The 21,825-nt window shown below is 68.3% G+C and carries 32 protein-coding genes; 31 read left to right on the top strand and 1 reads right to left on the bottom strand.

Going from position 1 to position 21,825, the window contains the following annotated elements:
• Nucleotides 1-323: 323 nt before the first annotated feature.
• The 30 genes from rpsL (at nucleotide 324) to map (ending at nucleotide 20,055) form a co-directional block, all read left to right on the top strand.
• Complete coding sequence (rpsL, locus tag FHR78_RS09100; protein WP_043593380.1) at nucleotides 324-698, top strand: 30S ribosomal protein S12; 375 nt, start codon at nucleotides 324-326, stop codon at nucleotides 696-698.
• On the top strand, nucleotides 698-1,168 hold the full coding sequence (gene rpsG, locus FHR78_RS09095; protein ID WP_166760186.1) for a 30S ribosomal protein S7: 471 nt from the start codon (nucleotides 698-700) through the stop codon (nucleotides 1,166-1,168). The genes rpsL and rpsG overlap by 1 nt, the downstream gene beginning before the upstream one ends.
• Nucleotides 1,169-1,252: 84 nt before the next feature.
• On the top strand, nucleotides 1,253-3,367 hold the full coding sequence (gene fusA / locus FHR78_RS09090) for an elongation factor G (RefSeq protein ID WP_166760185.1): 2,115 nt from the start codon (nucleotides 1,253-1,255) through the stop codon (nucleotides 3,365-3,367).
• Between the two features lie 126 nt (nucleotides 3,368-3,493).
• Entirely contained in the window at nucleotides 3,494-4,687 is a 1,194-nt protein-coding gene (gene tuf / locus FHR78_RS09085) for an elongation factor Tu (protein ID WP_146902811.1), read from the top strand.
• A 151-nt stretch (nucleotides 4,688-4,838) separates the two neighbouring features.
• Complete coding sequence (locus tag FHR78_RS09080; RefSeq protein ID WP_166760184.1) at nucleotides 4,839-5,051, top strand: Rv0909 family putative TA system antitoxin; 213 nt, start codon at nucleotides 4,839-4,841, stop codon at nucleotides 5,049-5,051.
• Between the two features lie 96 nt (nucleotides 5,052-5,147).
• Nucleotides 5,148-6,122 carry a DNA topoisomerase IB gene (locus FHR78_RS09075; protein ID WP_166760183.1) on the top strand — a complete coding sequence of 325 codons (975 nt, stop codon included), beginning with the start codon at nucleotides 5,148-5,150 and terminating at the stop codon, nucleotides 6,120-6,122.
• A 116-nt stretch (nucleotides 6,123-6,238) separates the two neighbouring features.
• Entirely contained in the window at nucleotides 6,239-7,069 is an 831-nt protein-coding gene (locus tag FHR78_RS09070; protein ID WP_166760182.1) for a DarT ssDNA thymidine ADP-ribosyltransferase family protein, read from the top strand.
• A gap of 439 nt (nucleotides 7,070-7,508) precedes the next feature.
• A complete protein-coding gene (rpsJ, locus tag FHR78_RS09065; RefSeq protein ID WP_043593369.1) occupies nucleotides 7,509-7,817 on the top strand; it encodes a 30S ribosomal protein S10 in 309 nt (102 codons plus the stop codon).
• 17 nt (nucleotides 7,818-7,834) lie between these two features.
• Nucleotides 7,835-8,485 (top strand): 50S ribosomal protein L3, encoded by a 651-nt coding sequence (gene rplC / locus FHR78_RS09060; protein ID WP_347878177.1) that lies wholly within the window; start codon nucleotides 7,835-7,837, stop codon nucleotides 8,483-8,485.
• A gap of 3 nt (nucleotides 8,486-8,488) precedes the next feature.
• Entirely contained in the window at nucleotides 8,489-9,151 is a 663-nt protein-coding gene (gene rplD, locus FHR78_RS09055) for a 50S ribosomal protein L4 (RefSeq protein ID WP_166760180.1), read from the top strand.
• On the top strand, nucleotides 9,148-9,447 hold the full coding sequence (gene rplW, locus FHR78_RS09050) for a 50S ribosomal protein L23 (protein ID WP_123547687.1): 300 nt from the start codon (nucleotides 9,148-9,150) through the stop codon (nucleotides 9,445-9,447). Before rplD ends, rplW begins: the two co-directional genes overlap by 4 nt.
• Nucleotides 9,448-9,466: 19 nt before the next feature.
• A complete protein-coding gene (gene rplB / locus FHR78_RS09045; protein ID WP_166760179.1) occupies nucleotides 9,467-10,306 on the top strand; it encodes a 50S ribosomal protein L2 in 840 nt (279 codons plus the stop codon).
• Between the two features lie 12 nt (nucleotides 10,307-10,318).
• Nucleotides 10,319-10,600: a 30S ribosomal protein S19 gene (gene rpsS, locus FHR78_RS09040; RefSeq protein WP_056057385.1), complete on the top strand. Its 282-nt coding sequence runs from the start codon at nucleotides 10,319-10,321 to the stop codon at nucleotides 10,598-10,600.
• 24 nt (nucleotides 10,601-10,624) lie between these two features.
• A complete protein-coding gene (rplV, locus tag FHR78_RS09035; protein WP_055799894.1) occupies nucleotides 10,625-11,017 on the top strand; it encodes a 50S ribosomal protein L22 in 393 nt (130 codons plus the stop codon).
• The gene (rpsC, locus tag FHR78_RS09030) at nucleotides 11,017-11,796 is read left to right on the top strand and encodes a 30S ribosomal protein S3 (protein WP_166760178.1); all 780 of its coding nucleotides are present in this window, start codon (nucleotides 11,017-11,019) and stop codon (nucleotides 11,794-11,796) included. The genes rplV and rpsC overlap by 1 nt, the downstream gene beginning before the upstream one ends.
• Before the next feature lie 2 nt (nucleotides 11,797-11,798).
• Nucleotides 11,799-12,218, top strand: coding sequence for a 50S ribosomal protein L16 (rplP, locus tag FHR78_RS09025; RefSeq protein ID WP_043593355.1), 420 nt, complete (start codon nucleotides 11,799-11,801; stop codon nucleotides 12,216-12,218).
• The gene (gene rpmC, locus FHR78_RS09020) at nucleotides 12,218-12,550 is read left to right on the top strand and encodes a 50S ribosomal protein L29 (RefSeq protein ID WP_166760177.1); all 333 of its coding nucleotides are present in this window, start codon (nucleotides 12,218-12,220) and stop codon (nucleotides 12,548-12,550) included. The genes rplP and rpmC overlap by 1 nt, the downstream gene beginning before the upstream one ends.
• Nucleotides 12,550-12,846 carry a 30S ribosomal protein S17 gene (gene rpsQ / locus FHR78_RS09015; RefSeq protein WP_166760176.1) on the top strand — a complete coding sequence of 99 codons (297 nt, stop codon included), beginning with the start codon at nucleotides 12,550-12,552 and terminating at the stop codon, nucleotides 12,844-12,846. Before rpmC ends, rpsQ begins: the two co-directional genes overlap by 1 nt.
• A gap of 34 nt (nucleotides 12,847-12,880) precedes the next feature.
• Nucleotides 12,881-13,249 (top strand): 50S ribosomal protein L14, encoded by a 369-nt coding sequence (gene rplN, locus FHR78_RS09010; RefSeq protein ID WP_043593350.1) that lies wholly within the window; start codon nucleotides 12,881-12,883, stop codon nucleotides 13,247-13,249.
• 3 nt (nucleotides 13,250-13,252) lie between these two features.
• On the top strand, nucleotides 13,253-13,612 hold the full coding sequence (rplX, locus tag FHR78_RS09005; protein WP_133738230.1) for a 50S ribosomal protein L24: 360 nt from the start codon (nucleotides 13,253-13,255) through the stop codon (nucleotides 13,610-13,612).
• The gene (rplE, locus tag FHR78_RS09000; RefSeq protein ID WP_166760175.1) at nucleotides 13,612-14,199 is read left to right on the top strand and encodes a 50S ribosomal protein L5; all 588 of its coding nucleotides are present in this window, start codon (nucleotides 13,612-13,614) and stop codon (nucleotides 14,197-14,199) included. The genes rplX and rplE overlap by 1 nt, the downstream gene beginning before the upstream one ends.
• Before the next feature lie 141 nt (nucleotides 14,200-14,340).
• On the top strand, nucleotides 14,341-14,739 hold the full coding sequence (gene rpsH / locus FHR78_RS08995; RefSeq protein WP_166760174.1) for a 30S ribosomal protein S8: 399 nt from the start codon (nucleotides 14,341-14,343) through the stop codon (nucleotides 14,737-14,739).
• Nucleotides 14,740-14,745: 6 nt separating this feature from the next.
• Nucleotides 14,746-15,282 (top strand): 50S ribosomal protein L6, encoded by a 537-nt coding sequence (rplF, locus tag FHR78_RS08990; RefSeq protein WP_123547697.1) that lies wholly within the window; start codon nucleotides 14,746-14,748, stop codon nucleotides 15,280-15,282.
• Nucleotides 15,283-15,284: 2 nt separating this feature from the next.
• A complete protein-coding gene (gene rplR, locus FHR78_RS08985) occupies nucleotides 15,285-15,656 on the top strand; it encodes a 50S ribosomal protein L18 (protein WP_166760173.1) in 372 nt (123 codons plus the stop codon).
• Nucleotides 15,653-16,396 (top strand): 30S ribosomal protein S5, encoded by a 744-nt coding sequence (rpsE, locus tag FHR78_RS08980; RefSeq protein WP_166760172.1) that lies wholly within the window; start codon nucleotides 15,653-15,655, stop codon nucleotides 16,394-16,396. The genes rplR and rpsE overlap by 4 nt, the downstream gene beginning before the upstream one ends.
• Entirely contained in the window at nucleotides 16,396-16,581 is a 186-nt protein-coding gene (rpmD, locus tag FHR78_RS08975) for a 50S ribosomal protein L30 (protein WP_166760171.1), read from the top strand. Before rpsE ends, rpmD begins: the two co-directional genes overlap by 1 nt.
• On the top strand, nucleotides 16,581-17,207 hold the full coding sequence (rplO, locus tag FHR78_RS08970; RefSeq protein ID WP_166760170.1) for a 50S ribosomal protein L15: 627 nt from the start codon (nucleotides 16,581-16,583) through the stop codon (nucleotides 17,205-17,207). The genes rpmD and rplO overlap by 1 nt, the downstream gene beginning before the upstream one ends.
• A 69-nt stretch (nucleotides 17,208-17,276) precedes the next feature.
• The gene (secY, locus tag FHR78_RS08965) at nucleotides 17,277-18,599 is read left to right on the top strand and encodes a preprotein translocase subunit SecY (RefSeq protein ID WP_166760169.1); all 1,323 of its coding nucleotides are present in this window, start codon (nucleotides 17,277-17,279) and stop codon (nucleotides 18,597-18,599) included.
• Nucleotides 18,596-19,216: an adenylate kinase gene (locus tag FHR78_RS08960; RefSeq protein ID WP_166760168.1), complete on the top strand. Its 621-nt coding sequence runs from the start codon at nucleotides 18,596-18,598 to the stop codon at nucleotides 19,214-19,216. The genes secY and FHR78_RS08960 overlap by 4 nt, the downstream gene beginning before the upstream one ends.
• A gap of 5 nt (nucleotides 19,217-19,221) precedes the next feature.
• Entirely contained in the window at nucleotides 19,222-20,055 is an 834-nt protein-coding gene (gene map, locus FHR78_RS08955; protein WP_347878125.1) for a type I methionyl aminopeptidase, read from the top strand.
• 22 nt (nucleotides 20,056-20,077) lie between these two features.
• Here map and FHR78_RS08950 read toward each other — a convergent pair whose 3' ends face one another.
• Complete coding sequence (locus tag FHR78_RS08950) at nucleotides 20,078-21,367, bottom strand: LCP family protein (RefSeq protein WP_166760167.1); 1,290 nt, start codon at nucleotides 21,365-21,367, stop codon at nucleotides 20,078-20,080.
• A gap of 179 nt (nucleotides 21,368-21,546) precedes the next feature.
• Between FHR78_RS08950 and infA the strand changes: the two genes are divergently transcribed.
• Complete coding sequence (gene infA / locus FHR78_RS08945) at nucleotides 21,547-21,768, top strand: translation initiation factor IF-1 (protein ID WP_055857193.1); 222 nt, start codon at nucleotides 21,547-21,549, stop codon at nucleotides 21,766-21,768.
• The last annotated feature ends 57 nt before the right edge of the window (nucleotides 21,769-21,825 follow it).

Raw genomic sequence — 21,825 nt, 5'->3', positions numbered from 1 at the left:
GGCGCCCGGTCGTCCGCGCCGGAGGTCCCGTCCCGCCCGGCGGACATTTGATTAACCCCCTCCCCGAAGCTATGCTCTCTGGGGTGTGCGCTTCATCGCGCGCCCGAAAATCCCGCTCGTACCACGGTCGACGACCCGGCACGAGCAGGGTCACACCGTCCCCCGGCTCCCCGCGTGCGTCATCTGCGCGGCTGCCGGGCGGGTCAGGGCCTCGTGCAGGCCCGGTCCCGACGAGACGAGGACGCCGACCATCCGGTCGGACAGAGCAGAGCACTGCACGGCGCACCACCGGCCGCACCGCAGAGCGCAACCAAGGAGAACCAGTGCCAACCATCCAGCAGCTGGTCCGCAAGGGACGCACGCCGAAGGTCGTCAAGACCAAGGCCCCCGCCCTGCGGTCCAACCCCCAGCAGCGTGGCGTGTGCACCCGCGTGTACACCACCACCCCCAAGAAGCCGAACTCCGCGCTCCGCAAGGTCGCCCGCGTGAAGCTGTCCAACGGCACCGAGGTCACCGCCTACATCCCCGGCGAGGGCCACAACCTGCAGGAGCACTCGATGGTGCTCGTGCGCGGCGGTCGCGTGAAGGACCTCCCCGGCGTGCGCTACAAGATCGTCCGTGGCGCCCTCGACACCCAGGCCGTGAAGAACCGCAAGCAGGCTCGCAGCCTCTACGGTGCGAAGAAGGACAAGAAGTAATGCCTCGTAAAGGACCCGCGCCCAAGCGCCCCGTCGTCGCCGACCCGGTCTACGGTGCGCCGATCGTCAGCCAGCTCGTCAACAAGATCCTCCTCGACGGCAAGAAGGGCCTCGCCGAGCGCATCGTCTACGGCGCCCTCGCCGGCGTGACCGCCAAGAACGACCAGGACGCCGTCGCCACGCTGAAGAAGGCGCTCGACAACGTGCGCCCGACCCTCGAGGTGCGTTCGCGCCGCGTCGGCGGCTCGACCTACCAGGTCCCCGTCGAGGTCAAGCCGCACCGCGCGAACACCCTCGCGCTCCGCTGGCTCACCTCCTACGCCAAGGCTCGTCGTGAGAAGACGATGACCGAGCGCCTCATGAACGAGATCCTCGACGCCAGCAACGGCCTCGGCGCCGCTGTCAAGCGTCGTGAGGACACTCACAAGATGGCCGAGGCGAACAAGGCCTTCGCGCACTACCGCTGGTAACAGCTGCGGAGGCGCGGTGTGCGCACGACGTGCACCGCGCCTCCTCGGCTCCCGCTTTCCCCACCTACCCCTTCGGAGGAACCTGTGGCACAGGACGTGCTCACCGACCTGAACAAGGTCCGCAACATCGGCATCATGGCGCACATCGATGCTGGCAAGACGACGACCACCGAGCGCATCCTGTACTACACGGGCATCACCCACAAGATCGGTGAGGTCCACGACGGTGCGGCCACGATGGACTGGATGGCGCAGGAGCAGGAGCGCGGCATCACGATCACGTCGGCCGCGACGACCTGCTTCTGGAACAAGAACCAGATCAACATCATCGACACCCCCGGCCACGTCGACTTCACGGTCGAGGTCGAGCGCTCGCTCCGCGTGCTCGACGGCGCGGTCGCCGTCTTCGACGGCAAGGAGGGCGTCGAGCCCCAGTCCGAGACCGTCTGGCGTCAGGCCGACAAGTACGACGTGCCCCGCATCTGCTTCGTCAACAAGATGGACAAGCTCGGCGCCGACTTCTACTTCACGGTCGACACGATCATCAACCGCCTCGGCGCCAAGCCGCTGGTCATGCAGCTCCCGATCGGCGCGGAGTCCTCGTTCGAGGGCGTCGTCGACCTGGTCGAGATGCGCGCGCTGACCTGGCGCGGCGACTCCAAGGGAGACGTCGAGCTGGGCGCGAAGTACGAGATCGAGGAGATCCCGGACGACCTCAAGGAGAAGGCGGCGGAGTACCGCGCCAAGCTCCTCGAGACGGTCGCCGAGTCCGACGACGTGCTGCTCGAGAAGTACTTCGGCGGCGAAGAGCTGACGATCGCCGAGATCAAGGGCGCCGTCCGCAAGATGACGGTCAACAGCGAGCTGTACCCGATCTTCTGCGGCTCGGCCTTCAAGAACCGCGGCGTGCAGCCGATGCTCGACGCGGTCATCGACTACCTCCCCTCGCCCCTCGACGTGCCCCCCATGGAGGGCCACGACGTGCGCGACGCCGAGAAGGTCATCGTCCGCAAGCCCGAGTCGAGCGAGCCGTTCTCGGCCCTCGCCTTCAAGGTCGCGGTGCACCCCTTCTTCGGTCGCCTCACCTACGTCCGCGTGTACTCCGGCTCCATCGAGTCGGGTGCCCAGGTCATCAACTCGACCAAGGACAAGAAGGAGCGCATCGGCAAGATCTTCCAGATGCACTCCAACAAGGAGAACCCGGTCGACAGCGTCACCGCCGGTCACATCTACGCCGTCATCGGCCTGAAGTTCACGACCACGGGCGACACCCTCTGCGACCCGGCCGACCAGATCGTCCTCGAGTCGATGACGTTCCCCGAGCCCGTCATCGAGGTCGCCATCGAGCCGAAGACCAAGGCCGACCAGGAGAAGCTCTCGCTGGCCATCCAGAAGCTCGCCGAAGAGGACCCGACGTTCCGCGTCGAGCTCAACGCCGAGACCGGCCAGACGGTCATCAAGGGCATGGGCGAGCTGCACCTCGACATCCTCGTCGACCGCATGAAGCGCGAGTTCAACGTCGAGGCCAACGTCGGCAAGCCCCAGGTGGCGTACCGCGAGACGCTCAAGAAGGGCATCGAGCGCTACGACTACACCCACAAGAAGCAGACCGGTGGGTCGGGCCAGTTCGCCAAGGTCCAGATCGCGCTGGAGCCCTTCGAGGTCACGGCCGAGTCGACCTACGAGTTCGTCAACAAGGTCACTGGCGGCCGCGTCCCGCGGGAGTACATCCCCTCGGTCGACGCCGGCATCCAGGACGCCATGCAGGTCGGAGTCCTCGCGGGCTACCCGACCGTGGGCGTCCGGGCCCTGCTCCTCGACGGTGCGGCGCACGACGTCGACTCGTCGGAGATGGCCTTCAAGATCGCTGGGTCGATCGCCTACAAAGAGGCGGCTCGCAAGGCCCAGCCCGTTCTCCTCGAGCCGCTCATGGCGGTCGAGGTGCGTACGCCCGAGGAGTACATGGGCGACGTCATCGGCGACCTGAGCTCGCGACGCGGGCAGATCTCGTCGATGGAAGACGCCAGTGGTGTGAAGGTCGTTCGGGCCAGCGTGCCGCTGTCGGAGATGTTCGGATACGTCGGTGACCTGCGGTCGAAGACCTCGGGTCGTGCCGTCTACTCGATGACGTTCGAGTCGTACCAGGAAGTCCCCTCGGCCGTCGCCGAGGAGATCATCCAGAAGAACAAGGGCGAATAGTCCCGAATCTCGCGGCCGTTCCTCGACCGCGTAACATGTACACACACCAATCCGCAGCGTCCGGTAGGCCGGGTCATCGACCCGGCCCCCGGCCCCGCTGCAACCGAGTCCTGAGGAGGACCCACAGTGGCTAAGGCCAAGTTCGAGCGGACCAAGCCGCACGTCAACATCGGAACCATCGGTCACGTCGACCACGGCAAGACCACGCTCACCGCGGCGATCACCAAGGTCCTGCACGACAAGTACCCGAACCTCAACGAGGCGTCGGCCTTCGACCAGATCGACAACGCGCCCGAAGAGAAGCAGCGCGGCATCACGATCAACATCTCGCACGTCGAGTACCAGACGGAGAAGCGTCACTATGCTCACGTCGACGCTCCCGGTCACGCCGACTACATCAAGAACATGATCACCGGCGCGGCTCAGATGGACGGCGCGATCCTCGTGGTCGCCGCCACCGACGGCCCGATGCCCCAGACGCGTGAGCACGTCCTGCTCGCCCGCCAGGTCGGCGTGCCCTACATCGTCGTGGCCCTGAACAAGTCCGACATGGTCGACGACGAGGAGATCCTCGAGCTCGTCGAGATCGAGGTGCGCGAGCTCCTCTCCAGCCAGGACTTCGACGGCGACAACGCCCCCGTCGTGCAGGTCTCCGCTCTCAAGGCCCTCGAGGGCGACGAGAAGTGGGCCGCCACGGTCGCCGACCTGATGGACCAGGTCGACGAGAACGTCCCCGAGCCCGTCCGCGCCACGGACCAGCCCTTCCTCATGCCCGTCGAGGACGTCTTCACGATCACCGGTCGTGGAACCGTCATCACCGGTCGTGTCGAGCGCGGCATCCTGAAGCCGAACGACGAGGTCGAGATCGTCGGCATCAAGGAGAAGTCGTCCAAGACGACCGTCACCGCCATCGAGATGTTCCGCAAGACCCTCGACGACGCGCGCGCCGGTGAGAACGTCGGCCTCCTCCTCCGCGGCACCAAGCGCGAGGACGTCGAGCGCGGCCAGGTCGTGGTCAAGCCCGGCTCGATCACGCCCCACACCGAGTTCGAGGCGAACGTCTACATCCTCTCGAAGGACGAGGGCGGCCGTCACAACCCGTTCTACGCGAACTACCGTCCGCAGTTCTACTTCCGCACCACCGACGTCACGGGTGTCATCACGCTGCCCGAGGGCACCGAGATGGTCATGCCCGGCGACACGACTGAGATCACCGTCCAGCTGATCCAGCCCATCGCCATGGAAGAGGGCCTGCGCTTCGCCATCCGCGAGGGTGGCCGCACGGTCGGCGCCGGCACGGTCGTCAAGATCGTCAAGTAGTCAGGTCCTCACCGATCTGATCTGCTGATCACCCGAAGGGGTCGAGCTCGCGAGAGCTCGGCCCCTTTCGGCATGTCCGGGGGTGCGGGCCGCGGCGGATCGGGGCAGACTCGTCGCGAGACCGGAGACGCCGGCTCGGAGGAGGTGCACCATGGCAGGCTTCGACGACATCAGCAAGAAGGCCCAGGAGTTCCTGAAGGACGGCAAGGTCCAGGACGCCCTGAAGAGCGAGAAGGCCGAGGGCGTCAGCGACAACATCCTCGACGCCGTGGCCAAGGCGGCCGACAAGGCCACGGGCGGCAAGCACAGCGAGGCGATCGCGAACGCCAAGGAGCAGGCGGACAAGAAGATCGGCAACCAGTAGTCCTCGAGTCCCCGACGCCCCGTGCCCCGAGCGGCGCGGGGCGTCGCCTGTACCCCGGCCGACCGCGCCCCCGGCCGCCGGTGGTTCGATCGACGGATGCCGCGCCTCCGCAGGACCAACTCGAACGGACCCGGGATCACCCGTGTCCGCAGCGGCTCGGGCTTCACCTACCGCGACGCCGACGGGGCGACGGTGACCGACCCGGAGCTGCGTGAGCGGTGCGAGCACCTCGGCATCCCGCCCGCGTGGACGGACGTGTGGATCGCTCCGTACGCCAACGGCCACATCCAGGCGACGGGCGTCGACGGCGCCGGCCGGCGGCAGTACGTCTACCACCCGACCTGGCGCGAGCAGAAGGCCCGGGTCAAGTTCGACCGGTCGCTCGCCCTCGCGGAGTCGCTGCCCGTCGCCCGGCGTCTCGTCACCCGCGACCTGCGGCTCGACGAGCCCGTCCGCGACCGTGCCCTCGCGGCGGCGTTCCGCATGCTCGACACCGGGTCGCTGCGGGTCGGCTCCGAGCGGTACGCCGAGCAGCACGGCAGCCACGGGCTCTCCACCCTGCTCTGTGCCCACGCGCGGGTGTCGGGCGACGTCGTCGCCCTGGCGTTCCCGGGCAAGAGCGGCCAGGACTGGGACTCCGAGATCCGCGACCCCGACCTGGCCGGCGTCGTGCGCGGGCTCAAGCAGCGCGGCGGCCGGTCCCGCCTGCTCGCCTGGCGCCCCGAGGCCGGGTCGCCCTGGCGCCCGCTGCACGCCTCCGAGATCAACGAGTACGTCAAGGAGCGCGCCGGCGACGACTTCACCGCCAAGGACTTCCGGACCCTGCACGGCACCGTCGCCGCCGCGGTCAGCCTGGCCCGGACGGGGCCGCAGCCCACCGTCGGCAGGCGCAAGGCCGCCGTGGCGCAGGCCATGCGGGACGCCTCCGACGTGCTGGGCAACACCCCCTCCGTGGCCCGGTCCTCGTACGTCGACCCGCGGCTGGTCGACGCCTACCTGCACGGCGACACGATCGATCCCGCCCGCCTCGGCTCGGCCGAGAGCGAGGTCCGGTCGCTGCTCTTCCGCTGAGGCCAGAGCCGAGGAGGCGCCCCGACGGCCTGCAGGCGGTCGCGACCGGGCAGCCCCATGACGTACCGTAGAGGGTTGCGTCCGATCGAGTCGGGCGCCCGAGAGGACCAACTGCAGTGACTGACGAGTGCATCCACGGTTTCGAGCGAGAGCTGTGCGACATCTGCGCCCCCCGCAAGCGGGAGCCCCTGCTCGACGCCGACGGGCAGGCCCGGACCCTGGTCACGAAGCGCCGCGCCCCCTCGCGCAAGCCCGAGTCGCTGCGCAGCACGCCGGCCCTGGCCCGTGACTCCGCCGCCGTGGCGGTGGCCGCCCAGTCGGCCGCGCGCGTCGCGCCCGCCTTCGCCGCCCAGCGGGTCTACCACTGGACGCACGTCAGCAACCTCCCCGCCGTGTTCGCGGCCGGCGAGCTCGTCCCCTCGGCCGACGCCGCCCCCGTCCTCGACGTGAGCTCGGAGGCGACGCGGGCCCTCCGCGCCTCCGTCAGCACCGCCTCCGGCGCTCCCGTCGCCGCGCACGTGCCCTTCTCGCTGTCCCCGCACGCCTCCGCGTGGGACGTCCTGCGCTCCGGCGCCGAGGGCTACGAGTGGTCTGATGCCGCCCGCACCGCGAAGGCCACCGACTTCGTCATGCTCGTGGTCCCCGTGACGGCCCTCGGCGACGACTTCGTCGTGACCGAGCGCGACGCGGCCGTCCAGGGCGTCCGCTCGGGCGCCGGCCTCGACGACGCGTCCTCGATGGTGCGCCGCTTCTCGCTCGCCGACCCCGACCTGCTCGAGCCCGAGGTCCTGGTGCCGCGAGCCGTGCCGCTCGACGCCGTCACCCTGATCGGGGTGCCCCACGACAAGATGCGCGACCGGGTCAAGCAGCTGCTCGTCGAGTTCGGCGGCGCCGCGCCGCGGGTGGCCGTCTACCCGCCGTGGTTCCGCCCCGCCGAGACGGCCTGACCCGCCCGCGAGACGCTCGCCGCAGCCCCGTGAGGCCGCGGCGAGGTCCGCGACACGCCCGGGTTGCAGCATGTGCTCGGGTGTGGCAAAATCGTCTAGTTCAACATTCCGAGCTCGCCACGTGCGGGCGCCGGATCACTGCCAGGCAGTGCACAGACGCGAGACGTCTGGGCCGCGGGTAGCAGGACACATCTCACACAGGAACACCGCCAGGGCCGAGCTCTGCGCGACGGTGCAAGCGATGATGACCTCCCCGAGGTCCTCTCGCGCGGAACCCGTCGAGCGGCCGCCCGCATCGTTCCCGAGATGGCTTGACACCAGAACAGCGGTACGCGAGGGCGACAGTCCTCACAAGATCGTGTAGAGCCAGATGTTCGCCCAGCGAACAGCGTCAGGCGGCCCCCGAGGTGCGCGACGTCCGAACGAGAGAGAGTCACACATGGCGGGACAGAAGATCCGCATCCGGCTGAAGTCGTACGACCACGAGGTCATCGACACCTCCGCGCGCAAGATCGTCGACACGGTCACCCGCGCGGGCGCCACGGTGGTCGGCCCCGTGCCGCTGCCGACCGAGAAGAACGTGGTCGTCGTGATCCGTTCGCCCCACAAGTACAAGGACTCGCGCGAGCACTTCGAGAAGCGCACGCACAAGCGCCTCATCGACATCGTCGACCCGACGCCCAAGGCGGTCGACTCGCTCATGCGCCTCGACCTTCCGGCCGACGTCAACATCGAGATCAAGCTCTAGGGGAGGCGACCATGACCATCAGCAGCACCAAGAACGTCAAGGGCCTCCTGGGCAAGAAGCTCGGCATGACCCAGGTCTGGGACGAGAACAACAAGCTCGTCCCCGTCACCGTCGTGGAGATCGCTCCCAACGTCGTGACCCAGATCCGCTCGCTCGAGAAGGACGGCTACACCGCCGTCCAGGTCGCGGCCGGCCAGATCGACCCCCGCAAGTCGAACAAGCCCGCCACGGGCCACTTCGACGCCGCGGGCGTCACGCCCCGTCGTCACCTCACCGAGGTCCGCACCGCCGACGCCGCCGAGTACGCACTCGGCCAGGAGCTCACGGTCGACACCTTCGAGGCCGGCCAGAAGGTCGACGTCGTCGGCACCTCCAAGGGCAAGGGCTTCGCCGGCGTCATGAAGCGCCACAACTTCAAGGGCGTCAGCGCCTCGCACGGTGCGCACCGCAACCACCGCAAGCCCGGCTCGATCGGTGCTTCGTCGACCCCCAGCCGTGTCTTCAAGGGCATGCGCATGGCCGGTCGCATGGGCGGCGAGCGCGTCACCATCCTCAACCTCACGGTGCACGCCGTCGACGCCGAGAAGGGTCTGCTGCTCGTCAAGGGCGCCGTCCCCGGTGCTCGCGGCCGCATCGTCTTCGTCCGCACCGCCGTGAAGGGGAAGTAGCTCATGGCCACCATCAACGCAACGGCCACCTCGGTGGACGTCCTCGACGCCAAGGGCGCGAAGACCGGCACCGTCGACCTGCCCGCCGAGATCTTCGACGTCGTCACGAACGTGCCGCTCATCCACCAGGTCGTCGTCGCCCAGCAGGCCGCCGCCCGTCAGGGCACGCACAAGACCAAGCGTCGCGGCGAGGTCTCCGGCGCCGGCCGCAAGCCCTTCAAGCAGAAGGGCACCGGCCGCGCCCGTCAGGGCTCGATCCGTGCGCCCCAGATGACCGGCGGTGGCATCGTCCACGGTCCGCAGCCGCGTGACTACGCGCAGCGCACCCCCAAGAAGATGATCGCCGCAGCCCTGCTCGGTGCTCTCTCCGACCGTGCCCGCGGCGCCCGCGTCCACGTCGTCGAGGGCTTCGTCGCCGACACGATCTCGACCAAGGTCGCGCTCGAGCTGCTCTCGACGGTCTCGTCGAGCAAGCACGTCCTGGTCGTCATCGACCGCGACGACGCGCTGACCCGCAAGAGCGTCAACAACGTGTCCACGGTCCACGTGATCACGTTCGACCAGCTCAACGCCTACGACGTCCTCGTCAGCGACGACATCGTCTTCACGAAGAGCGCCTTCGACGGCTTCGTCGCCTCGAAGAGCAAGAAGGAGGCCACCGCATGAGCGGCTACGGCAAGGACCCCCGCGACGTCATCATCGCGCCCGTCGTCTCCGAGAAGAGCTACTCCCTGATCGACCAGGGCAAGTACACCTTCATCGTCGACCCGCGGTCGAACAAGACCGAGATCAAGCTCGCCATCGAGAAGATCTTCGACGTCAAGGTCGACAGCATCAACACGTTGAACCGCGTCGGCAAGACCCGTCGCACCCGCTTCGGCACCGGCAAGCGCAAGGACACCAAGCGCGCCATCGTGACGCTCAAGTCGGGCTCCATCGACATCTTCACGGCTGTCGGCTAGGGCCCGGAGGGAAAACAAAATGGCTATTCGTAACTACAAGCCCACGACCCCTGGTCGTCGCGGTTCGTCGGTCGCCGACTTCGCGGAGATCACGCGTTCGACCCCCGAGAAGTCGCTGCTCCGTCCGCTCTCCAAGAGCGGTGGACGCAACAACGCCGGTCGCATCACGACGCGTCACATCGGTGGTGGCCACAAGCGCCAGTACCGCGTGATCGACTTCCGTCGCAACGACAAGGACGGCATCGACGCCAAGGTCGCCCACATCGAGTACGACCCCAACCGCACGGCGCGCATCGCGCTCCTGCACTTCGTCGACGGCACCAAGCGCTACATCATCGCGCCGAACAAGCTGTCGCAGGGCGACGTCGTCGAGTCGGGTCCCGGCGCCGACATCAAGCCCGGCAACAACCTGCCGCTGAAGAACATCCCGGTCGGTACCGTCATCCACGCCATCGAGCTCAAGCCCGGCGGCGGCGCGAAGATGGCCCGCTCGGCCGGCGCCTCGGTGCGTCTCGTCGCCAAGGACGGCCCCTACGCGCAGCTCCGTCTGCCGTCGGGCGAGGTCCGCAACGTCGACGCCCGCTGCCGCGCCACGATCGGCGAGGTCGGCAACGCCGAGCAGTCGAACATCAACTGGGGCAAGGCCGGCCGCATGCGCTGGAAGGGCGTCCGCCCGACCGTGCGTGGTGTCGCCATGAACCCCGTCGACCACCCGCACGGTGGTGGTGAGGGCAAGACCTCCGGTGGACGCCACCCGGTCAGCCCGTGGGGCCAGAAAGAGGGCCGCACCCGCCACCCCAACAAGGAGAGCGACAAGCTCATCGTCCGCCGTCGTAACGCTGGCAAGAAGCGTAAGTAGGAGTTGTAGAAGATGCCACGCAGTCTTAAGAAGGGCCCCTTCGTCGATGACCACCTGCTTCGCAAGGTCGTCACGCAGAACGAGGCCAGCACCAAGAACGTCATCAAGACCTGGTCGCGCCGATCGATGATCGTCCCCAACATGCTGGGACACACCATCGCCGTGCACGACGGGCGCAAGCACATCCCCGTGTTCGTGACCGAGAGCATGATCGGCCACAAGCTCGGCGAGTTCGCGCCCACCCGCACCTTCCGCGGCCACGTGAAGGACGACAAGAAGGGTCGTCGCCGCTAACGCGGCGACGTAAGGAGGAGAGAAATGGTGGAGTCGATCGCACGCGTGCGTCACATCCGCGTCACCCCCATGAAGGCCCGCCGCGTCGTCAACCTGATCCGCGGCAAGCAGGCCCTCGAGGCCCTGGCCATCCTGAAGTTCGCGCCCCAGGGCGCGAGCGAGCCCGTCTACAAGCTCGTCGCGTCGGCCATGGCCAACGCTCGCGTCAAGGCGGACAAGGACAACAGCTACCTGGACGAGCAGGACCTCTACGTGAGCCGTGCATTCGTCGACCAGGGCGCGACCCTCAAGCGGTTCCAGCCGCGTGCCCAGGGCCGTGCCTTCCAGATCCTGAAGCGCACCAGCCACATCACGATCGTCCTCGCGACGCCGGATGAGGTCGAGGCTGCCGACGCTACGAAGAAGGCGAGCAAGTAATGGGCCAGAAAGTAAACCCGTACGGCTTCCGTCTGGGCATCACGACCGACCACGTGTCGCGGTGGTTCACCGACAGCACGAAGGCCGGCCAGCGCTACAGCGACTACGTCGCCGAGGACATCAAGGTCCGTACGCTGCTCAAGACCTCGCTCGACCGCGCCGGCGTGGCCAAGATCGAGATCGAGCGCACCCGTGACCGCGTCCGCGTCGACATCCACACGGCCCGCCCGGGCATCGTGATCGGTCGCCGTGGCGCCGAGGCCGAGCGCATCCGCGGCGACCTCGAGAAGCTCACCGGCAAGCAGATCCAGCTGAACATCCTCGAGGTCAAGAACCCCGAGGCCGAGGCACAGCTCGTCGCCCAGGGCATCGCCGAGCAGCTCGCTGCTCGCGTGGCGTTCCGTCGTGCGATGCGCAAGGGCCTCCAGGGCGCCCAGCGCGCCGGCGCCAAGGGCGTCCGGATCCAGGTCTCGGGTCGCCTCGGCGGCGCCGAGATGAGCCGCTCGGAGTTCTACCGCGAGGGCCGCGTGCCCCTGCACACCCTCCGCGCCAACATCGACTACGGCTTCTACGAGGCCAAGACCACCTTCGGTCGCATCGGTGTCAAGGTCTGGATCTACAAGGGCGACATCACCAACAAGGAGCTCGCGCGCGAGCAGGCGAACCAGAAGTCGTCTCGCCCCGAGCGCCGCAACGACCGTGACGGTGCACGTCGCGGGGGCAGCGACCGCGCCCCCCGCGAGCAGAAGGCACCCGCCACCACAGGAGCTGAGGCGTAACCATGCTTATCCCCCGTCGTGTCAAGCACCGCAAGCAGCACCACCCCGGCCGTAGCGGCCAGGCCACTGGTGGCACCAAGGTCAGCTTCGGTGAGTACGGCATCCAGGCACTCACGCCCGCCTACGTGACCAACCGTCAGATCGAGTCCGCTCGTATCGCCATGACGCGTCACATCAAGCGAGGCGGCAAGGTCTGGATCAACATCTACCCCGACCGTCCCCTCACGAAGAAGCCCGCCGAGACCCGCATGGGTTCCGGAAAGGGCTCGCCCGAGTGGTGGGTCGCCAACGTCAAGCCGGGTCGCGTGCTCTTCGAGCTCAGCGGCGTCAGCGAGGAGATCGCCAAGGAGGCGCTCACTCGTGCAATCCACAAGCTGCCCCTCAAGGCACGCATCATCAAGCGCGAGGAGGGCGACGCATAATGGCGATCGGTTCCAAGGAGCTCCGTCCTGTCGAGCTCGACACTTTCGAAGACGAGCGTCTCGTCGACGAGCTGAAGAAGGCCAAGGAAGAGCTGTTCAACCTGCGCTTCCAGTCGGCCACCGGCCAGCTCGAGAGCCACGGCCGCCTGCGCGCCGTGAAGCGCGACATCGCTCGCATCTACACGGTCCTGCGTGAGCGCGAGCTCGGCATCCGTGCCACCCCCGCCCCGGTCGAGGCCGCCCCCAAGGCGACCAAGAAGTCGACCAAGAAGGCTGCCGCCGCCGACGAGGCGCCCGCCGCCGACACCGTCGAGACTGCCGAGGAGAAGTAATGGCCACCGAGAACAAGACCGAGGTCGACTCGGCAGCCGTCGAGGTCCGCGGCTACCGCAAGACCCGTCGCGGCTACGTGACCAGCGACAAGATGGAGAAGACCATCGTCGTCGAGGTCGAGGACCGCGTGAAGCACCCCCTGTACGGCAAGGTCATCCGCCGCACCTCCAAGGTGAAGGTCCACGACGAGGCCAACTCGGCCGGCGTCGGCGACCTCGTCGTGATCAGCGAGACCCGTCCGCTCAGCGCCACGAAGCGCTGGCGCCTGGTCGAGATCCTCGAGAGGGCGAAGTAGGCCTCGCGGTCTGCTCGCGTAGAAGGAGACAGAAGTGATTCAGCAGGAATCCCGCCTCAAGATCGCCGACAACACCGGCGCGAAGGAGATCCTCACCATCCGCGTCCTCGGTGGCTCCGGCCGTCGTTACGCCGGACTCGGTGACGTGATCGTCGCGACCGTCAAGGACGCGATCCCCGGCGGCAACGTCAAGAAGGGTGACGTCGTGAAGGCGGTCATCGTTCGCACCAAGAAGGAGGTCCGTCGTCCGGACGGCTCCTACATCAAGTTCGACGAGAACGCCGCAGTGATCCTGAAGGCCGATGGCGACCCCCGTGGCACGCGCATCTTCGGACCGGTCGGTCGCGAGCTTCGCGACAAGAAGTTCATGAAGATCATCTCGCTGGCGCCGGAGGTTATCTAAGTCATGGCAAACATCAAGAAGGGTGACCTCGTGCAGGTCATCACCGGAGCCACGCAGGCCCGCGGCGGCGACCGCGGCAAGCAGGGCAAGGTCCTCGAGGTCCTCGTCGAGCGCAACCGCGTCGTCGTCGAGGGCGTCAACCTGGTCACGAAGCACGTCCGCGTCGGCCAGACGCAGCGCGGCACGAAGACGGGCGGCATCGAGACCCACGAGGCTCCGCTGCACGTCTCGAACGTCGCCATCGTCGACCCCAAGACCAAGAAGCCGACCCGCGTCGGCTTCCGCGAAGAGACGGTCACGAAGAACGGCGTCACCAAGACCGTCCGCGTCCGCTACGCCAAGGCGTCGGGAGAGAACCTCTGATGACTGACACCACCACGAGCACGCCGGCCGCGCTGCCCCGCCTCAAGGCGAAGTACCGTGCCGAGATCCTGCCGCAGCTGAAGGACGACTTCGGCTTCACGAACGTCCACCAGGTCCCCGGCCTGGTCAAGATCGTCGTGAACACCGGTGTCGGCGAGGCCGCCCGCGACAGCAAGATCATCGACGGCGCCATCAAGGACCTGACCGCCATCACCGGTCAGAAGCCCCAGGTCACCAAGGCCCGCAAGTCCATCGCGCAGTTCAAGCTGCGCGAGGGCCAGGCCATCGGTGCGCACGTCACGCTCCGTGGCGACCGTGCCTGGGAGTTCCTGGACCGCCTGCTGTCGCTGGCCCTGCCCCGCATCCGCGACTTCCGCGGCCTCAGCGACCGCCAGTTCGACGGCAACGGCAACTACACCTTCGGTCTCAACGAGCAGAGCATGTTCCACGAGATCGACCAGGACCGGATCGACCGCGTCCGTGGCTTCGACATCACCGTCGTGACCACGGCCCGGACCGACGACGAGGGCCGGGCTCTGCTCAAGGCTCTCGGCTTCCCGTTCCGCACGGCCGACCAGGCCAACTAAGATCGTCCGGTCGGCAACTCCTCGTCGGAGTTGCCGACCGTTCCCCTGAGGTCACGGAGAATCGCTCCGTGACCGCCCGATCATCGAGGTCGGCACCCGGTGTACCGGATGTCGAAACCGGATGAGGAAGAGATCAACCGCATGACGATGACAGATCCGGTCGCAGACCTGCTGACCAGACTGCGCAACGCGAACTCGGCTCACCACGAGACCGTCTCGCTCCCCAGCAGCAAGCTCAAGTCCCACATCGCCGAGATCCTCAAGCGCGAGGGCTTCATCGAGGCGTGGAAGGTCGAGGACGCCCGCGTGGGCCAGACCCTCACGATCGACCTCAAGTACGGCCCCGACCGCCAGCGCTCCATCGTGGGCATCAAGCGCGTCTCCAAGCCCGGTCTCCGGGTGTACGCGAAGTCGACCGAGATCCCCCAGGTCTTCGGCGGCCTCGGCGTGGCGATCCTGTCCACCTCCTCCGGTCTGCTGACCGACCGTGAGGCCGAGAAGAAGGGCGTAGGCGGAGAAGTCCTCGCCTACGTGTGGTAACCCGCCATGTCTCGAATCGGAAGACTCCCCATCTCGATCCCTGCCGGGGTCGACGTGAAGATCGACGGCCAGGCCGTCTCGGTCAAGGGCCCGAAGGGCGAGCTCGCGCTCGTCGTCAAGAGCCCCATCGAAGCCAAGCTCGAGGAGGGCACCGTCGTCGTGACGCGTCCCGACGACGAGCGTGAGTCGCGTGCCCTGCACGGCCTCACCCGCACCCTCATCGCCAACCAGATCATCGGCGTGACCCAGGGCTACACCAAGGGCCTCGAGGTCGTCGGCACGGGTTACCGCGTCCAGGCGAAGGGCTCGAACGTCGAGTTCGCGCTCGGCTACTCGCACCCCATCACCGTCGAGCCGCCCGCGGGCATCAGCTTCACGGTCGAGGGCAACAACAAGCTCACGGTCGTCGGCATCGACAAGCAGGCCGTCGGCGAAGTCGCCGCCAACATCCGCAAGCTGCGCAAGCCCGAGCCCTACAAGGGCAAGGGCGTCCGCTACGCCGGCGAGGTCGTCCGCCGCAAGGCCGGAAAGTCAGGTAAGTAATCATGGGTCTCGGAACACGAGGAAAATCCAAGTCGGCAGCCACGAAGCGCCGTCACACCCGCCTGCGCAAGAAGGTCGTGGGCACCGAAGCACGCCCCCGTCTCGTCGTCACCCGTTCGGCCCGCCACGTCTTCGTGCAGGTCGTCGACGACAGCAAGGGCATCACCGTCGCCAGCGCCTCGACCCTCGAGGCCGACATGCGCACGTTCGACGGTGACAAGACCGCGAAGTCCCGCAAGGTCGGCGAGCTCGTCGCCGAGCGCGCGAAGGCAGCGGGCATCGAGGCCGTCGTGTTCGATCGCGGCGGCAACAAGTACGCCGGACGCGTCGCGGCCATCGCCGAAGGCGCCCGAGAGGCTGGTTTGAACCTGTGAGCGACGCTACGAACACCACTCCCCCCGAGGCGACCACGGAGGCGACCAAGGCTCCGGCCGAGGCCGTCGTCGAGCGCCCCGTCGAGACGGCTGCCGGCTCGGAGTCCAACAACCGCGAAGGCGGTCGCACCGACCGCCGTGGCGGCCAGGGACGCGGCGACCGCAACGCCGGTGGCCGTGGCCGCGGCGACCGTGACGACAAGAGCCAGTTCCTGGAGCGCGTCGTCACCATCAACCGCGTGTCCAAGGTCGTCAAGGGCGGTCGTCGCTTCAGCTTCACGGCGCTCGTCGTCGTGGGCGACGGCAACGGTCTCGTCGGCGTCGGCTACGGCAAGGCCCGCGAGGTCCCGACCGCCATCAGCAAGGGCGTCGAGGAGGCGAAGAAGAACTTCTTCCGCGTTCCCCGCATCGGCAACACCATCCCGCACCCCGTGCAGGGCGAGGCCGCTGCCGGCGTCGTGATGCTGCGTCCGGCCTCGGCCGGTACCGGTGTCATCGCGGGTGGTCCCGTCCGCGCCGTGCTCGAGTGCGCCGGCATCCACGACGTGCTCAGCAAGTCGCTCGGCTCGTCCAACACGATCAACATCGTGCACGCGACCGTCGAGGCGCTGAAGCTCCTCGAGGAGCCCCGTGCCGTCGCGGCCCGTCGTGGCCTCGACATCGACCAGGTGATGCCGGCGTTCCTGCAGCGTGCAGAGGACGCAGCGCGCACCGCCGCGACCGAGAAGGCAGGTGCCTGATGGCCGCCAACCTCAAGGTGACCCAGATCAAGTCCGTAATCAGCGAGAAGCAGAACCAGCGTGACACGCTGCGGAGCCTGGGCCTCAAGCGCATCGGCCAGTCGGTCGTCCGCGAGGACACCAAGCAGAACCGTGGCTACGTCAACGTGGTCGCCCACCTCGTGAAGGTCGAGGAGATTGACTAATGGCTGACGAGAAGAAGGAGCCGGCCGCGAAGGCCGCTCCCAAGAAGGCCGCCGCCCCCAAGGCGACGACCACCAAGGCTGCTGCCCCCAAGGCCGCCGCCAAGAAGCCGGCGGCCGACCAGGCCGCCGCCTCGACGGCGTCCACCACGAAGTCGGCCCCGGCCGCCTCGTCGGACGTCGCGCGTCCCCAGGTGCTCAAGGTGCACCACCTCCGTCCGGCTCCCGGTGCCAAGACGGCGAAGACCCGCGTGGGACGCGGTGAGGGCTCGAAGGGCAAGACCGCCGGTCGTGGCACCAAGGGCCAGAAGGCCCGGTACCAGGTCAAGGTCGGCTTCGAGGGCGGCCAGATGCCGCTGCACATGCGTACGCCGAAGCTGCGCGGGTTCAAGAACCCGTTCCGCGTCGAGTACCAGGTGGTCAACCTCGAGAAGCTCGGCGAGCTCTACCCCCAGGGCGGCGACGTGACCGTCGGCGACCTGGTCGCCAAGGGCGCCGTCCGCAAGAACGAGAAGGTCAAGGTCCTCGGACAGGGCGACCTCAGCGTCGCGCTGACCGTCGCGGTCGACAAGGTCTCCGGCTCTGCCGAAGAGAAGATCGTCGCCGCGGGCGGATCCGTCACCAAGTAATCACCTGGAGGGGTGGTCCGTCAGGGCCACCCCTCTCAGTCGTCTATCCTTCACACCGGGAGGCCCACCATGTTCAGAGCAGTCGCGCGCATCATGCGCACGCCCGACCTTCGTCGCAAGATCGGGTTCACGCTCGGCATCATCGCGCTCTTCCGGCTGGGGTCCTTCATCCCTGCGCCGTTCGTCGACTACCAGAACGTGCAGCTCTGCCTCGCCGGCAGCCAGGGCACGTCGGGCCTCTACGAGCTCGTCAACCTCTTCAGCGGCGGCGCTCTGCTGCAGCTGTCGGTGTTCGCGCTGGGCATCATGCCGTACATCACCTCGTCGATCATCGTGCAGCTGCTGCGCGTGGTCATCCCGCACTTCGACACCCTCTACAAGGAGGGGCAGTCGGGCCAGGCGAAGCTGACGCAGTACACGCGTTACCTCACCATCGCGCTCGGCATCCTGCAGTCGACCACGCTGATCACCGTCGCCCGCTCCGGCACCCTCTTCGCCGGCTCCGGCGCCGCCGAGTGCCAGCAGCTCATCACCAACGACGCCTGGTACGCCGTCCTGCTCATGGTCATCACCATGACCGCCGGCACGGGCCTCATCATGTGGATGGGCGAGCTCATCACCGAGCGCGGCATCGGCAACGGCATGTCGCTGCTGATCTTCACGTCGATCGCCGCACGCTTCCCCACGGCCCTCTGGAGCATCGCCCAGGCCCGTGGCTTCGAGATCTTCCTCATGGTCATCGCGGTCGGCCTCGTCATCATGGCGGCCGTCGTCTTCGTCGAGCAGTCCCAGCGACGCGTGCCCGTCCAGTACGCCAAGCGGATGGTCGGCAGGCGGACCTACGGCGGCAACAACACGTACATCCCGATCAAGGTGAACATGGCCGGCGTCGTGCCCGTCATCTTCGCGTCGTCGCTCCTGTACCTGCCTGCGCTCGTCGCCCAGTTCAACCGCCCCACCGACGGCACGGCGCCCGCGCCCTGGGTCTCGTGGGTCGAGGCCAACCTCACGTCGGGCGACAACCCGCTCTACATGGCCGTGTACTTCGCCCTCATCGTCGGGTTCACGTACTTCTACGTCGCGATCACCTTCAACCCCGAAGAGGTCGCCGACAACATGAAGAAGTACGGCGGGTTCATCCCCGGCATCCGTGCTGGTCGCCCCACCGCCGAGTACCTCGACTACGTCCTGACCCGCGTCACGCTGCCCGGCTCGCTCTACCTCGGCATCGTCGCCCTCATCCCGCTCATCGCCCTGGCGACGGTCGGCGCCAACCAGAACTTCCCCTTCGGCGGCGCCAGCATCCTGATCATCGTCGGCGTCGGTCTCGAGACCGTGAAGCAGATCGACTCGCAGCTGCAGCAGCGCCACTACGAGGGGCTCCTCCGATGACCGACACCGAGACCCGTCCCCGTCCGCTCCTGCTCATCGTCGGCCCGCCCGGCGCCGGCAAGGGCACCCAGGCGACCCGCATCGCCGAGACCTTCGGCATCCCGGCGATCTCGACCGGCGACATCTTCCGCGCCAACGTCAAGGACGAGACCGAGCTGGGCCTCAAGGTCAAGGCGATCCTCGACGCCGGGGACTACGTGCCCGACAGCCTCACCAACGAGCTCATCGGCGACCGGCTCGCCCAGCGCGACGCCGAGGCAGGGTTCCTGCTCGACGGCTACCCGCGCACCGTGCAGCAGGTCGAGTTCCTCGACGAGTTCCTCGGAGGCCGCGGCAAGGCCCTGGCCGCCGTCGTGCAGCTCGTGGCCGACCGCGACGAGATCGTCGAGCGCCTGCGTCGACGCGCGCTCGAGCAGGGCCGGTCCGACGACACCGAGGAGGCGATCCGCCACCGACAGGACGTCTACCTCCGCGAGACCGCGCCGCTGATCGAGACGTACCGCGACCGCGGGCTGCTCGTCGAGGTCGACGGCCTCGGCAGCATCGACGAGGTCGCGACGCGCATCGACGAGGCGCTCACCGGCGCCGGCTTCCGCCCCACCGCCTCCGCCTCCTGAGCTCCGTGTCGCTGAGGAAGCCCGGCATCTACAAGACGCCGGACGAGCTGCGGCTCATGGTGCGTCCCGGTGTGCTCACCGCCGAGGCGCTGGACGCGGTCTGCGCCGCGATCCGCCCCGGGGTGACCACCGGCGAGCTCGACGCGGTGGCCGAGGGCGTCATCCGTGCCGGCGGGGGAGTGCCCAACTTCATGCTCGTGCCCGGCTACCGCCACACGATCTGCGCCTCCGTCAACGACGAGGTCGTCCACGGCATCCCGGGCGACCGGGTCCTGCAGCCCGGCGACGTCGTGTCGATCGACTGCGGCGCCCAGGTCGAGGGGTGGAACGGCGACAGCGCGCGGACCGTCGTGCTCGACGACCCGGAGCGACCCGAGCTGGTGGCCGAGCGCCGCCTCCTCGCCGAGGTGACCGAGGAGTCGCTCTGGCGCGGCATCGCGGCCCTGGCCGAGGCGCGCCACCTCAACGAGATCGGCGCCGCGGTCGAGGAGCACCTGGAGTCCCGCGGTGAGTACGGCATCGTCGAGGACTACGTCGGGCACGGCATCGGCCGCTCGATGCACGAAGACCCGCCGGTCTACAACTACCGGGTCTCCGGGCGGGGCCCCGCCGTCCGTCCCGGCCTGGTCGTCGCGATCGAGCCCATGGTCACGCTCGGCTCCGCCGACACCGTCACGCTCGACGACGACTGGACGGTCGCCACGGTCGACGGCTCCGCAGCCGCCCACTGGGAGCACTCCGTCGCCGTCCACGCCGGCGGCATCTGGGTCACGACCGCGCACGACGGGGGAGCCGCAGGGCTGGCCCCGCTCGGCGTCCGACCCGTCGCGATCGGCTGACGCGGGCCTCGGCCCGGCGGCCCTAGCCCCGCGACGACCCGACCGAGCAGGTCGCCTCGGCGGCCGTCTGGCCGGTGATCGTCGACGGCAGCGTCGTCGTCGTCGTCGTCGTCGGGGCGGGCTCGGCCGGCGCCGTCGTGCCGCCGGCAGCCCCGGGTTCACCCGTCTCGGTCTCGGGGGCCGTCGACCCGCTCGCCGCGGGAGCCTCGGACGCGGCGGCCGCCGACTCGTCGGCCGTCGAGCCGCGGCCCTCCGTCGCGTCGCCGAGGGTGAACTGCTGGTCGGCCTGCAGGGCCGCCTCGAGCACGGCGGCGTCCGCGTCGGAGCGGACGACGCGCCCCGCCTGGTCCGGGTCGTCGACGACCGGGTACTGCACGAAGACGATGTCCGCCGGCTGCAGGTCCTTGAGGGCCAGGGCCAGCGAGACGAGGGTGTCGGGGGAGCTCAGCGACGAGGTCAGGGTCATGTTGCTCAACGCCGCCGAGGCCAGCTTGTAGAGGGTCGCCGGGTTGCTCAGCGTTCCGCCCGAGATGATCGTGCGCATCATCGACGAGAGGAACACCTGCTGCGAGCTGATGCGCGCGAGGTCGCTGCCGTCGCCGACGCCGTGGCGGGTGCGCAGGAACTGCAGGGCGTCGTAGCCCTGCAGCGAGTGGGTGCCGGCCGAAAGGTCGAGCCCGGTGTCGGTGTCGCGGATGCGGTCGGTGACGCAGACGTCGACGCCGCCGAGCGCGTTGGACATCTCGATGACCCCGTCGAAGGTGATCATGCCGCCGTAGTAGACGCTGAGGCCCGTGAGCTGCTCGACGGCCGCGGCGGTGCAGCTGATGCCCCCGAGCTCGTAGAGCGTGTTGAACTGCACGGAGGAGGCCGCGTCGTGCGCCGTGCCGTCGTCGCCGGTGCAGGCGGGCCGGTCGATCATCAGGTCGCGCGGGAAGCTCACGGCGGTGAGCTGGGACTGGTCCTCGGAGAGGTGCAGCAGGATGTTGACGTCGTTGCGCACGCCGTCGACCACGCCGGCCGGCACGGCGCTGTCCGGGTCGCGCTGGTCGCTGCCGATCAGGAGGATGTTCGCGCCCCCGGTCATGGCCGTGATCTCGGCCGGCGCCTCCGTCGCGTTCGGCAGGGCGACCGACGTCACGGACGACGTCAGCTGCTGCGCCGTGATGGCCGCCAAGGAGGCGCCGCTCACCAGGAGCACCGCCAGCGCGCCGGCCACGACGGTCACCAGAGACCGGACGGGGCCGCGACGTCGGAGCCGACCGTGGCGGGCCGCCCCCCGGCGGCTGGTCGGTCGGGTCTGCTCGGGCATGGGTGGCTCCTGGTCGGCGTCATCGTCGACGACTCGGCGTGTCGGGTCGACGGGCGGGTTGCTGAAGTGTAGCGGCATCACCTAGGATCGATCTTTGGTGTTCCCAGGCCACATCTGTGTGCCCGGGGCGCCGATTGCCCGCACGACCAACACCCCCAACTCTGAGCGACTGTGAGTCCATGGCCAAAAAAGACGGTGTCATCGAAATCGAAGGCGCTGTGATCGAAGCTCTGCCCAACGCGATGTTCCGCGTCGAGCTGACCAACGGTCACAAAGTTCTCGCCCACATCTCCGGCAAGATGCGACAGCACTACATCCGCATCCTCCCCGAAGACCGTGTGATCGTCGAGCTGAGCCCCTACGACCTGACCCGCGGCCGGATCGTCTACCGCTACAAGTAGGGCGTGCTGGAAAGGAACGGCCCCACGCACCCGTGGGGCACGAAGCCAGCGAGATCA

Origin of the sequence: Frigoribacterium faeni, assembly GCF_011761235.1 — a bacterium.
Lineage (GTDB): Bacteria > Actinomycetota > Actinomycetes > Actinomycetales > Microbacteriaceae > Frigoribacterium > Frigoribacterium faeni_A.
Note: the sequence above shows the minus strand (reverse complement) of the source record. Positions and strands in the feature narration are given on the sequence as shown.

Coding starts and splice junctions, on each gene's coding strand:
- rpsG (WP_166760186.1), top strand. CDS start 698: ATGCCTCGTAAAGGACCCGCGCCCAAGCGCCCCGTCGTCGCCGACCCG.
- FHR78_RS09080 (WP_166760184.1), top strand. CDS start 4,839: ATGGCAGGCTTCGACGACATCAGCAAGAAGGCCCAGGAGTTCCTGAAG.
- FHR78_RS09075 (WP_166760183.1), top strand. CDS start 5,148: ATGCCGCGCCTCCGCAGGACCAACTCGAACGGACCCGGGATCACCCGT.
- rpsJ (WP_043593369.1), top strand. CDS start 7,509: ATGGCGGGACAGAAGATCCGCATCCGGCTGAAGTCGTACGACCACGAG.
- rplD (WP_166760180.1), top strand. CDS start 8,489: ATGGCCACCATCAACGCAACGGCCACCTCGGTGGACGTCCTCGACGCC.
- rplW (WP_123547687.1), top strand. CDS start 9,148: ATGAGCGGCTACGGCAAGGACCCCCGCGACGTCATCATCGCGCCCGTC.
- rplB (WP_166760179.1), top strand. CDS start 9,467: ATGGCTATTCGTAACTACAAGCCCACGACCCCTGGTCGTCGCGGTTCG.
- rpsS (WP_056057385.1), top strand. CDS start 10,319: ATGCCACGCAGTCTTAAGAAGGGCCCCTTCGTCGATGACCACCTGCTT.
- rplV (WP_055799894.1), top strand. CDS start 10,625: ATGGTGGAGTCGATCGCACGCGTGCGTCACATCCGCGTCACCCCCATG.
- rpsC (WP_166760178.1), top strand. CDS start 11,017: ATGGGCCAGAAAGTAAACCCGTACGGCTTCCGTCTGGGCATCACGACC.
- rplP (WP_043593355.1), top strand. CDS start 11,799: ATGCTTATCCCCCGTCGTGTCAAGCACCGCAAGCAGCACCACCCCGGC.
- rpmC (WP_166760177.1), top strand. CDS start 12,218: ATGGCGATCGGTTCCAAGGAGCTCCGTCCTGTCGAGCTCGACACTTTC.
- rpsQ (WP_166760176.1), top strand. CDS start 12,550: ATGGCCACCGAGAACAAGACCGAGGTCGACTCGGCAGCCGTCGAGGTC.
- rplX (WP_133738230.1), top strand. CDS start 13,253: ATGGCAAACATCAAGAAGGGTGACCTCGTGCAGGTCATCACCGGAGCC.
- rplE (WP_166760175.1), top strand. CDS start 13,612: ATGACTGACACCACCACGAGCACGCCGGCCGCGCTGCCCCGCCTCAAG.
- rpsH (WP_166760174.1), top strand. CDS start 14,341: ATGACGATGACAGATCCGGTCGCAGACCTGCTGACCAGACTGCGCAAC.
- rplF (WP_123547697.1), top strand. CDS start 14,746: ATGTCTCGAATCGGAAGACTCCCCATCTCGATCCCTGCCGGGGTCGAC.
- rplR (WP_166760173.1), top strand. CDS start 15,285: ATGGGTCTCGGAACACGAGGAAAATCCAAGTCGGCAGCCACGAAGCGC.
- rpmD (WP_166760171.1), top strand. CDS start 16,396: ATGGCCGCCAACCTCAAGGTGACCCAGATCAAGTCCGTAATCAGCGAG.
- rplO (WP_166760170.1), top strand. CDS start 16,581: ATGGCTGACGAGAAGAAGGAGCCGGCCGCGAAGGCCGCTCCCAAGAAG.
- secY (WP_166760169.1), top strand. CDS start 17,277: ATGTTCAGAGCAGTCGCGCGCATCATGCGCACGCCCGACCTTCGTCGC.
- FHR78_RS08960 (WP_166760168.1), top strand. CDS start 18,596: ATGACCGACACCGAGACCCGTCCCCGTCCGCTCCTGCTCATCGTCGGC.
- FHR78_RS08950 (WP_166760167.1), bottom strand. CDS start 21,367: ATGCCCGAGCAGACCCGACCGACCAGCCGCCGGGGGGCGGCCCGCCAC.
- infA (WP_055857193.1), top strand. CDS start 21,547: ATGGCCAAAAAAGACGGTGTCATCGAAATCGAAGGCGCTGTGATCGAA.